This window comes from Variovorax sp. J31P179 (assembly GCF_030316985.1).
Lineage (GTDB): Bacteria > Pseudomonadota > Gammaproteobacteria > Burkholderiales > Burkholderiaceae_C > Variovorax > Variovorax ginsengisoli_B.
The window spans coordinates 552,740-563,418 of sequence record NZ_JASZYL010000001.1 but is presented as its reverse complement, the minus strand read 5'-3'; the positions used below and the strand labels follow the sequence as shown (position 1 = coordinate 563,418).

Sequence of the window (10,679 nt, the reverse complement as noted above, 5' to 3'; positions counted from 1 at the left end):
CGCCCTCAGTTCGGCGCATTTCGGCCATCGCCCTGCATCACCCATTCGATCGAATCGAGCAGGGCCGCCGCATCGACCGGCTTGCGGAAGAAAGACTGGGCCCCCAACTCCCGCGCCAGCTGCCGCGCCGTCGGATCGTCGCTCGATGACAGGGCGATGACAGGCAGCACCCTGGCGACCGCCAGCAGCGCATTGCGCACCGCCAGCTCGCACTGCCGCGCCCCCCAGACGTCGAGCAGCACGCAGGCGACACGCATCCCGCGCGCCTGGTCCAGGAATTCCGGCACCGAGGCGCAGGGCCGCGCCTCCAGGCCCGCGGAGTCCATCAGGCGCGACATGCCTTCGCGCACGGAAGCGTCGCCATCCACGACATAGACGATCCGGACGCTGGCTGACTTCGACATGGGCCGTCGCCTCCCTGGTCGGCAGCTAGAGGAAACGCTCGGCGTTGGCGAGCGGGTCCGCCTCGGCGGGCAGCTCGGCCAGCGGGCAGCGTACGATGGCGATCACCGCGACCACGCCCTCGCCGATGGCGAGTTCGGACAGCGTGAACGCATTGACCGGCCCCGGATCGGCGTCGTCCACCCGCACCCCCATCCGGCTCAGCCGCATCGGCGTGCGCTGCAGGCTCACATGCTGCTCGGGGTGGTCCAGGATGGCCTTGATGTGGCCGGTGTAACTGGCCATCGTGGCGACGCTGGCCTTGGTCTCGATGTAGTCGTGCACCGTCTCGTTGAGCTCGCGCTCCAGCGCGGCCATCTTCGAGCGCGTGTCCACCGTGTCTTCCAGCAGGCCGGCCGCGCCATCCACCGCCAGCTTCACCAGCCGCAGCCGGGCGGCGAGCCAGGCCTTGCGCTCGCCGAGATCGGCCGCCTTCATGTCGAGGTCCACGATGCGCTTGAGCGCCTGCTGGGACAGGCGGCGGATGATGCGGCGCCCGACCTCCAGCCGCGTCGCTTCGAGCGTGGCCGAAGGCGCGAACAGCCGGTGTCCCGAGAAGCTGACCGTGACCTGCGGTACCTCGTGCTGCACCCGGTCGCCGTCCTGCTTGGGCGCCAGCACGGTGCGCTCCTCCTTCTTCATCGCCAGCAGCGCATAGGCCTCCCCGAGCTCGCGCTGCGAAGGCACGCCGAAGAAGGCGCGCAGCTCCTTGCTGCGACCCAGGAACGCCGGCACGTCGTCGGCCGAGGCAAAGAACGCGTTCAGCCGCGGATCGTCGTTCCAGCTCGAGCGGGAGAGCAGCAGCGGCTCCAGGGGCTGGCGGCCGATCTCTCGCAGGTGGGCGATGGTCTTGCGCACGCAGCCTTCGAGCTTCTCGGCGTAGCGCGACTGCAGGCGAATGCGCGCATCCACCGTCTCGACCACCAGCTCGGTCATGTCGGCGACGAGCTGCTTCTCGGCCGCGTCGTCTGGCGGCGCGCCATCGCGCCCGAACAGGGCCGAGGCCACGCGATCGAACAACGCGCTCAGGTCCATGGCGGCGCGCTACCAGTCCATCTTGGGCACCCAGGCGCGCAGCACGCGGCCCTGGTAGGAGCGCCCGTTGATGCGCTGCGCCAGGGCCTCGACCTGCGCGCGCGGCATGTCGACGTCGATCAGCGCGCTCGGCGTGCCGGTCTCGTTGACCAGCCGGATCTTGTCGGCCTGCGCGAAGGCGCTGAGCGCCTCGCGAATGCCTTCCTCGGTGACGTCGTCGGGCAGGTTTCCGATGACGATGTGCACTTGTTGTTGCATGTGTCGTCCTTCGATGCAAGCGGCAGCGGGTCGACCGGGAGGTGGCCGCACAAATGGAGGCCCTACGCTAGTCCCTGCCCGACGGGCCGAAAATCCTACTTTGGTTGGATTCACACGCCGCGCGCCGCAGGCGCAAGCTCAAGCCACCCGAATCTGCCCGGCGACAGCCCGCCGCGGCGCGAATCCCAGCCGACCGACTCATGAATGCAGCCGAGTACCTTGCGTTAGAAACCCTGCGCGATGGCCGACCCGTTCGCATCCGCGCGCTGAAGCCGGCGGACCGCGAGTCGATGCTCGCGGCGGTGGATCGCATCGGCGACGCCTCGCTCTACCGCCGCTTCTTCTCGCCCAAGCACCACTTCACCGACACCGAGATCGACTACTACATCAATGTGGATTTCGTCAGCCACGTTGCACTCGTCGCCGAACTGGAGGAGAACGGCGAACCGGTGATCGCCGGCGGCGGCCGCTACATCGTCTCGGCGCCGGGCTGCGCGGAGATGGCTTTCGCGGTCGACGACCCGCACCACGGACTCGGCATCGGCACGCTGCTGATGCGCCACCTGGCGCTGATCGCCAAGGCGGCGCGGCTGCACACGCTGAAGGCCGAAGTGCTGGCGGACAACGCGCCGATGCTGGCCGTGTTCAGGCGCAGCGGGCTGCCGATCACCCTGGCGCGCGACGGTGGCGTGACGCTGGTGCACATGGATTGCCGCCACGAATCTGAAACACAGGGCGAGGACGATCGGCCTTCGCCTCCAGGAGTGCATTGATGGCCAACAAAGCCCCTCCCCCTTCCGCCTCTTTCCCTTCCTCCCCACTGTGGGCGATGCAGGCCGCGCAGGCCGCCGCCGAATACGGCATCGATGCCTGGCAGCGCAGCATCCTCACCATGGACGTGCTGCGCGAGCGCGGCAACCAATACCTCGAGCACACCAAGTCCGGCAAGCCGCCGGTGCTGGTGTTCGACTACGACACGGTGCTCGACGCGCGCGATTTCCCGAAGCCCGCGAACTACGCGCTGGTGCGCATCAAGCCCGATGCCAGCCATGCGAAGACCGACGCGAAGAAGCGGCCCTTCGTGGTGATCGACCCGCGCGCCGGCCACGGCCCGGGCATCGGCGGCTTCAAGATGGACAGCGAAATCGGCATCGCGCTCCAGCACGGCCATCCCTGCTATTTCGTGATGTTCTTTCCGTACCCGATGCCGGGCCAGACCATCGAGTCGGTCTGCGCCGCCGAGATCGCCTTCATGAAGAAGGTCAACGAGCTGCATCCGGACGCCGACGGCAAGCCCTTCGTCATCGGCAACTGCCAGGGCGGCTGGGCGCTCATCATGCTCGCCGCGCTGGCGCCGCAGCATGTGGGCCCGCTGCTGCTGGCCGGGTCGCCGGTCTCCTACTGGGCCGGCGTCGAGGGCAAGAACCCGATGCGCTATTCGGGCGGCCTGCTCGGCGGCACCTGGCTGGCCTCGCTGGCCGGCGACCTCGGGCACGGCAAGTTCGACGGCGCCTACCTGGTCAACAACTTCGAGGGCCTCAATCCCGCCAACACCTACTGGAGCAAGCTCTACAACCTCTACGCGCAGGTGGACACCGAGCGCGAGCGCTTCCTCGAGTTCGAGAAGTGGTGGGGCGGCCTCTTCCTCATGAACAAGGAAGAGATGGAGTGGATCACCAAGAACCTCTTCGTCGGCAACAAGCTCTCGGCCGGGGAGGTCGAATCCTTCGACGGCAAGCACCGCGTGGACATCCGCAACATCCGCACGCCGATCGTGGTGTTCGCCTCCTGGGGCGACAACATCACGCCGCCGCAGCAGGCGCTGAACTGGATCCCGGACGCCTATGCGAGCGTGGACGAGATCCGGCTCAACGAGCAGACCATCGTCTACTGCCTGCACGAGAAGATCGGCCACCTCGGCATCTTCGTCTCGGCCGGCGTGGCGAAGCGCGAAACCTCGGAACTGGCGAGCGCGCTCGACCTCATCGAAACACTGCCGCCCGGCCTCTACGAGGCCGTGATCCAGGACACCCAGCCCGACATGCCCGGCCTGGCCTACCTGGAAGGGCGCTACCTGATCCAGTTCGTGCCGCGCACCATCGAGGACATCCTGGCCTTCGACGACGGCCGCGAGGACGAGAAAGCCTTCGAGGTGGTCGACCGCGTGGCGCAGATCAACCAGGGGCTCTACGACACCTTCGCCTCGCCGCTGGTCAAGGCCATGAGCAGCGAGGCGAGTGCCGAGATGTCGCGGGCCACCAATCCGTCGCGGATGGAGCGCTGGGGCTTCTCCAACCTCAACCCGTGGATGTTCTGGGTCCAGGCCATGGCCGAGAACGTGCGCGCGAATCGACGCGCGGCCGCGCCCGACAACCCCTTCACCAAGGCCGAGCGCGAGATGTCCGGCCGCATCGAGCAATCGCTCGACCGCGTGCGCGATGCCAAGGATGCGATGTCGGAGCGCATGTTCAAAGCGATCTACGAGGCGCCCTGGCTCGCCGCGGCCGTCGGCCTGGGCGCCGACGCGCTGGGCCGGCGCGGGCCGCCCTCGGCCACCTGGGAGCAGGACGAGCTGAAACGCCTCAAGCGGCAGGAGATCGAATCGCAGTTCGAATCCGGCTCGGTGCTCGATGCATGGGCACGGATGTTGCTCTACGTGCGGCGCGAGGAAAACGTGGTCGACGAACGTCCCTACAACCTGATGCGCCGCATGATCGACGAGATGGATCCCGAGCATCGGCCCGCGCTGGCCGCCGTCAAGACGGCGATCAAGCGGCAGGCCTTCGTCCTCGCGCTCGACGAGGAACGCGCCATCGCCGCGCTGCCGGCGCTGGTCCCCGAGATGCACCTTCGCCGCAAGGGCGTCGAGGCTGCGCGCAAGGTGGCGGGCGCGCGCGGCAAGCTGTCGGCGCACCAGGAGGAGCGCTTCCGCCGGCTGGCGAGCGTCCTGTCCCTCGATGCGCCTGTGCGCCCCAGGAGAGCAGCATGAGCCCCCGCCCGGCCGTTCCGAAGGGGGCTCGCACCGCAGTGCGAAGCACGGAGGTTACCGAATGAGTCATGAGAAGTACGACCGGCTGATCGAGGTCGCGAAGGCCCTCGACACCATCCCCACCGCCGTGGCGCACCCGTGCGACGTCAGCTCGCTCTCCGCCGCGCTGGACGCGGCGCGGCTGGGCCTGATCCGGCCGATCCTGATCGGCCCCCGGGCCAAGATCGAGGCGGCGGCCAAGGAATGCGGCCAGGACCTGGGCGGCTTCGAGATCGTCGATGCGCCGCACAGCCACGCCGCCGCCGCCAAGGCGGTCGAACTGGTGCAGTGCGGCCAGGCCGAGGCGCTGATGAAGGGCAGCCTGCACACCGACGAACTGATGGCCGCCGTGGTGCGCAAGGACACCGGCCTGCGCACCGCGCGCCGCATCAGCCATTGCTTCGTGATGGACGTGCCCGGCCATGACGACGCACTGATCATCTCCGACGCCGCCGTCAACATCGCGCCCACGCTGGAGGAGAAGGTCGACATCGTGCAGAACGCGATCGACCTGGCGCACGCGCTGCGCCAGGTCGAGGTGCGGGTCGCGATCCTGTCGGCGATGGAGACGGTCAATCCGAAGGTGCCGTCGACCGTCGAGGCCGCGGCGCTGTGCAAGATGGCCGACCGGGGCCAGATCACCGGCGGCATCCTCGACGGACCACTGGCGCTCGACAACGCCATCGACATGGCAGCCGCGGGGATCAAGAAAATCGTCTCGCCGGTGGCCGGCCGCGCGAACGTGCTGATCGTGCCCAACCTCGAAGCCGGCAACATGCTCGCCAAGAGCCTGAGCTTCCTGGCGCAGGCCGATTCCGCCGGCATCGTGCTGGGGGCGAAGGTGCCGATCATCCTCACCAGCCGGGCCGACTCTGTGACCGCGCGGCTGGCCTCCTGCGCGGTCGCCGTGATGGTCGCCCACGCCCGGCGCGAAAGCGCTGCGAAGGCCATTCAATGAGCCCCCGCCCGGCCGCTCCGAAGGGGGCTCGCACCGCAGTGCGCAGCACGGAGGTTGCCTCATGACCGACGCGATCGTCGTCCTCAACGCCGGCTCGTCGAGCCTGAAGTTTTCGGTGTTCGCGGGCGCGGACGACCTGCCCTTCGTGGTCGGCGGCCAGGTCTCGGGCCTCTACACCGCGGCGCCGCGTTTCGTGGCGAAAGACACCGGCGGCAATGCGATCGCCGAGAAGCGCTGGGACGCCGAGGCCCGGCTCGACCACCACGGCGCGATCGGGCACATCGTCGAATGGCTGCGCGCCACCTACGGCCACGAACACCACCTGAGTGCGGTCGGCCACCGCGTCGTGCACGGCGGCATGGACTTCGCCGCGCCGGTACGGGTCGACGGCGACATCGTGACCCGGCTCGAAAAGCTGATCCCGCTCGCGCCGCTGCACCAGCCCCACAACCTGGCGCCGATCCGGGCGCTGCTGCAGCAGGCGCCCGGCCTGCCGCAGGTGGCCTGCTTCGACACCGCCATGCACCGCTCCAACCCGGCGCTGGCGCAGATGTTCGCGCTGCCGAAGGCGCTTTCCGATGCCGGCGTGCGGCGCTACGGCTTCCACGGCCTTTCCTACGAATACATCGCCTCGGTGCTGCCGCGCTTCGACGAACGCGCCGCGCGCGGCAAGACCGTGGTGCTGCACCTCGGCAACGGCGCCAGCATGTGCGCCCTCGACGCCGGCCGCAGCGTCGCCAGCACCATGGGCTTCACCGCCGTCGACGGGCTGCCGATGGGCACGCGCTGCGGCGCGCTCGACCCCGGCGTGATCCTCTACCTGATGGACGAGCACGGCATGGACACCCGCGCCGTCGAGAAGCTGATCTACAGCCAGTCCGGCCTTCTCGGCGTCTCGGGCGTGTCGAGCGACATGCGCGAACTGCTGGCGTCCGACCAGCCTCAGGCCCGGGTGGCGGTCGACCTCTTCGTCTATCGCATCGGCCGCGAACTCGGCTCGCTGGCCGCGGCCCTCGGCGGGCTCGACGCCATCGTCTTCACCGCCGGCATCGGCGAGCGCGCCAGCGCAGTGCGCGAGCGCATCTGCGCCCAGGCCGCCTGGCTGGGCGTCACGCTCGACCCCGAGGCGAATGCCGGCGGCGGCCCGCGCATCAGCACGCCGGACAGCCGCACCGCCGCCTGGGTGATCCCGACCAACGAAGAACTGATGATCGCCCGCCACACGCGCGATCTTCTCGCCTGAGGACCCACCCCATGCCGCCACCGCACAACCCCGTCCTCGCCGGCATGAAGGCGCTGGTGGTGGGGGTCGCCAACGAGTACTCCATCGCCTACGGCTGCGCCAATGCCTTTCGCAGCCTCGGCGCCGAACTGGCGATCACCTACCTGAACGAGAAGGCGCGGCCGCACGTCGAGCCCCTGGCGAAGGCGCTCGACGCGCCCATCTTCATGCCGCTCGACGTCGAGCAGCCGGGGCAGCTCGAGGCCGTGTTCGACGCCATCACCAGGCAGTGGGGCCGGCTCGACATCCTGGTGCACTCGATCGCCTTCGCGCCCAAGGCCGACCTCCAGGGGGGCCTGCTCGACTGCTCGGCCGAGGGCTTCCAGCGCGCGATGGACGTCTCCTGCCACTCCCTCGTTCGCATGGCGCGGCTGGCGACCCCGCTGATGACCGAGGGCGGCACCATGATCGCCATGAGCTACCTCGGCGCGCAGAAGGTGGTGCCCAACTACAACGTGATGGGACCGGTGAAGGCCGCGCTGGAGGCCGTGTGCCGCTACCTGGCGTACGAGCTCGGCCCCAAGGGCATCCGCGTGCACCCGGTGTCGCCCGGCCCGCTCAAGACGCGCGCGGCCTCGGGCCTGAAGGATTTCGACCTGCTGCTGAACGAGGCCGCGAGCCGGGCGCCGGTGGGCGAACTGGTCGACATCGACGACGTGGGCTTCGCCTGCGCCTACCTGGCGACGCCGTACGCGCGCAGGCTGACGGGACAGACGCTGTTCGTGGATGGCGGCGTGAACATCATGGGCTGAGACCGGGCGCCGCGCTCAAGGCTGGCGCGCAGGCGCCGCATACCACTGGTCCTTGTCGACCACGACGGCCCGGTCCGGCTGGCCGAGGAAATGCGGCGACATGATCTGCACGCCGTAGGCATTGAACTCGTCCTGGATGCTCGCATGCAGGACCGACAGGATCGGAACGCGCTCCAGCGGATTGTCGATGCTGACGAACAGCTCGTACTCGACATAGAAGTCCGACAGCGCGCGCTGGTAGACGTAGGGCACGGGCGTGGCGCGCACGCCGGCGGTCTTCTTCGCGGCGCCAAGCAGGAGTTCGTGGACCTGGCGCCAGGGCGCGTCGTAGCCGATCGTGATCCGGGTGGTGAGCAAGGTGCCCTGGCTGCCTGCGAGCTTCGAAAAGTTGTGGATCGGATTCGAGATCAGGACCGAGTTCGGAATCGTGATCTCCTCGTTGCGCACGTTGACGATCTTGGTCGCCAGGGAGGCCACCTCGGTCACCACGCCCTGCACGCCGTTGACGTCGACGAAGTCGCCCTTGTGCAGCGAGCGCGAATAGACGACGACCAGTCCGCTCATGGCCTGGGTGACGAGCCCTGACGAGCCGAGCGTGACCATCAGGCCGAACAGCACCGAGAGTCCCTTGAACACATCGCTGCTCGAGCCCGGGAGAAAGGGATAGGCGATGGCGACACCCAGCGCCCAGGTCAGCAGGGTGAAGATCCGGCGGGTGGCGGGCACGGTCTCCGCGTGGACCATCGGCAGGCGCAGCCGGCCTTTCTGCAGCGCATCGAAGAAGTAGCCGAGCACGTCGACCGCGGCGCGCGTCAGCATCAGCACGATGAAGACGGTGACCAGGCCGGGCAGGCTGTCCAGCGAGCCCTCGGCCAGCCATTCGACCTTGCCCAGGAGCCAGTTGCCCAGGCTCTTGGCGATCGGCTCGGTGGCGACGAAGCTGTCGAGCACGAAGTACACGTAGAAGTAGCCGATGGCGAGCAGGACGACCCACTGCACGATCTGCAGAATCCCGACGGCGAGCCGGGCCAGGAACTCGCGCCAGTCGACGTAGGGAAAGCGTGCGGCCAGCACGTCGCGCTTTTTTTCCATCCATTCGACCGCCTTGGCGCTGACCCGATAGACGATCCAGATCAGGGCGCCGAGCACCAGGGTGGCCACCAGCGTGCTCAGCAGGCCCTGCAGCAGCAGCGGCTTGCTGCGGGCCTGGCGCCAGGCGGTGCGGACCTCCTCCAGCCGCGCCCGCGTCTGCAGCACCAGCGCACCGAAGCCCTGCTTGGTTTCGATGTCGGCGTCGCCTTCGAGCACCGAGAAGAGCGGCAGGTCGCCGAGCAGGAACTGCACGCCGTTCACCCCGCCGAGGTTGAACTGGATCTGGTTCAGCGGCAGGTCCACGGCCTCGTCCGGCAGCGTCCCGATCCGCTCGCGGGCGCGCTGCACGCGCGCCTGCGGGGTCAAGCCGGCCAGGCGCGCGCGCATCGTCAGCACCTCGCGATTCAGGATGCGCAGGGTGGCGGGCTCGTCGACCTGATCGGCCACGACCGCGCCGGAGGTCGGCGGGTGGGTCGTGGCTGCCGTGTCCGCCGCCGCGCCGGCAGCGCCCAGCGCGAACAAAGTGCCCAGCAGCACGATCGCCAACGTCCGGTTCATGCGTCCCATGGTGTTTCCTCTCGCACGCGAAGGCGCCCGGCCGGGCAGGCCTGCCGCCTCAAGTCGGACCCTGCTCGAGAAGTTTCGTGAATCGATCCGATCGAACCACGGCGTCGGCCAGGGCGGCAAAGTCTGCCAGATCGGCGGGGCAGCGGGCGAGGCCGGCGCATTCGGCGCTGCCGCCGCGCGGGGCCCAGATCTGCCGGGTCGACAGGAGGTAGACGCCGTAGGTCGCCTGCAGGTCGCCCTGCCCGACGCCGCCGAGTTCCTTCTGGACCGTGTAGGCGGTCAGCGCGGCGTTCAGCACCACCGAGGCCTCGATGAGCGCATCGCGGTAGCCCGGACAGCGGGTGACCTCCGGTCCGAGGATCGCCTGGACCCGGGTCGCCGACGCGTGGACGACGATCAGCAGGCGATCGAGGATCGCGCGCAGGGAATGGTCCGGGGCCAGCGAGATGTAGGTCGCCGGCTGGAGGAAGGCGTCGACGGCCGCCGACACGGCGCCGCAGCCGCTGTGGCCCAGGACCACAACGAGCTTGAGGCTGTCCCCCAAATTGTCGGCGGCGTATCGCAGGCTGCCCAGCACTTCGCCGCCCAGGCCGTTGCCCGCGACCCGGACGACGAAGAGATCGTTCGGCCCTTCGTTGAAGATCAGTTCGATCGGCACGCGGGCGTCGGAGCAGCCGAGCACCGCCGCGTAAGGGCGCTGCTTGGGCGGCCCATGGTCGCCAGGCAGGATGCCGAGGTCGCGCGAATCGACAGCGATGACCCGTCGCGCCATGCCGCTTCCCGACACCAGGCTGTCGAACAGCGTCGCGAAGGCCTGGTTGCCCTCGTCGAGGCGCCGGCATGCCTCGTCCGCATCCGATGGCCGCGGCCGCGAGACCGTGCTGTCGGCGTCGTACCGGTAGGTGATCTCGACTTGCCTCATCGGGTCTCCCTTGGCGAACGAACATGGCGGCCGGGCGGGCTTCGATTCTAGGCGGGGGGACTGCCCCGTGCACGCCGCGCCGGCCGGTCGTACCATCCTCTTTCGCATCCCCAGGAGGCCGCCATGCCCGACGACAAAGCGAAGTTCGACAAGGAAGCCCTGTCGCTGATCGAGTCGCTCAAGGGCCGGCGCAAGCCCGCCAGGCGCGCGCCGCGGTCGGCCGCAGCGCCCGCGGGCGGCAAGCCGCCGGCCAAGGACAAGACGGTCATCCGAAGGGCCACGGGCCGCTTCTAGACAACGCGCCCGCCGGCTCGGAAAATCCCCTGTCTGCACGGCAACGCTGG

The 10,679-nt window shown here is 69.0% G+C and carries 11 protein-coding genes; 6 read left to right on the top strand and 5 right to left on the bottom strand.

The features are described 5' to 3' along the window. Positions 1-5: 5 nt before the first annotated feature. Genes QTI17_RS02715 through QTI17_RS02705 form a run of 3 tightly spaced genes read right to left on the bottom strand, consistent with a single transcriptional unit; the run spans position 6 to position 1,734 of the window. On the bottom strand, positions 6-404 hold the full coding sequence (locus tag QTI17_RS02715) for a response regulator (RefSeq protein ID WP_286530839.1): 399 nt from the start codon (positions 402-404) through the stop codon (positions 6-8). 25 nt (positions 405-429) lie between these two features. Beyond that, positions 430-1,476, bottom strand: coding sequence for a hypothetical protein (locus tag QTI17_RS02710; protein WP_286530837.1), 1,047 nt, complete (start codon positions 1,474-1,476; stop codon positions 430-432). A gap of 9 nt (positions 1,477-1,485) precedes the next feature. Next, positions 1,486-1,734, bottom strand: a complete 249-nt coding sequence (locus QTI17_RS02705) for an RNA recognition motif domain-containing protein (protein WP_286520646.1) — start codon at positions 1,732-1,734, stop codon at positions 1,486-1,488. Between the two features lie 200 nt (positions 1,735-1,934). On the opposite strand from QTI17_RS02705, the gene QTI17_RS02700 reads away from it, so the two are divergent. The 5 genes from QTI17_RS02700 (at position 1,935) to fabI (ending at position 7,754) form a co-directional block, all read left to right on the top strand. After that, positions 1,935-2,507: a GNAT family N-acetyltransferase gene (locus QTI17_RS02700; RefSeq protein WP_286530836.1), complete on the top strand. Its 573-nt coding sequence runs from the start codon at positions 1,935-1,937 to the stop codon at positions 2,505-2,507. Next, the gene (locus tag QTI17_RS02695; protein WP_286530835.1) at positions 2,507-4,723 is read left to right on the top strand and encodes a TerB family tellurite resistance protein; all 2,217 of its coding nucleotides are present in this window, start codon (positions 2,507-2,509) and stop codon (positions 4,721-4,723) included. The genes QTI17_RS02700 and QTI17_RS02695 overlap by 1 nt, the downstream gene beginning before the upstream one ends. A 61-nt stretch (positions 4,724-4,784) precedes the next feature. After that, positions 4,785-5,720 carry a phosphate acetyltransferase gene (locus tag QTI17_RS02690; protein WP_286530834.1) on the top strand — a complete coding sequence of 312 codons (936 nt, stop codon included), beginning with the start codon at positions 4,785-4,787 and terminating at the stop codon, positions 5,718-5,720. A gap of 61 nt (positions 5,721-5,781) precedes the next feature. Further along, positions 5,782-6,963 (top strand): acetate/propionate family kinase, encoded by a 1,182-nt coding sequence (locus QTI17_RS02685; protein ID WP_286530833.1) that lies wholly within the window; start codon positions 5,782-5,784, stop codon positions 6,961-6,963. 11 nt (positions 6,964-6,974) lie between these two features. Beyond that, the gene (gene fabI / locus QTI17_RS02680; protein WP_286530832.1) at positions 6,975-7,754 is read left to right on the top strand and encodes an enoyl-ACP reductase FabI; all 780 of its coding nucleotides are present in this window, start codon (positions 6,975-6,977) and stop codon (positions 7,752-7,754) included. A 15-nt stretch (positions 7,755-7,769) separates the two neighbouring features. On the opposite strand, the gene QTI17_RS02675 is transcribed toward fabI, so the two are convergent. Beyond that, positions 7,770-9,413 (bottom strand): mechanosensitive ion channel family protein, encoded by a 1,644-nt coding sequence (locus QTI17_RS02675; protein ID WP_286530831.1) that lies wholly within the window; start codon positions 9,411-9,413, stop codon positions 7,770-7,772. 49 nt (positions 9,414-9,462) lie between these two features. After that, positions 9,463-10,335, bottom strand: coding sequence for a carbonic anhydrase (locus QTI17_RS02670; protein ID WP_286530830.1), 873 nt, complete (start codon positions 10,333-10,335; stop codon positions 9,463-9,465). A gap of 123 nt (positions 10,336-10,458) precedes the next feature. Between QTI17_RS02670 and QTI17_RS02665 the strand changes: the two genes are divergently transcribed. After that, positions 10,459-10,629: a hypothetical protein gene (locus QTI17_RS02665; protein ID WP_286530829.1), complete on the top strand. Its 171-nt coding sequence runs from the start codon at positions 10,459-10,461 to the stop codon at positions 10,627-10,629. Positions 10,630-10,679 lie beyond the last annotated feature (50 nt).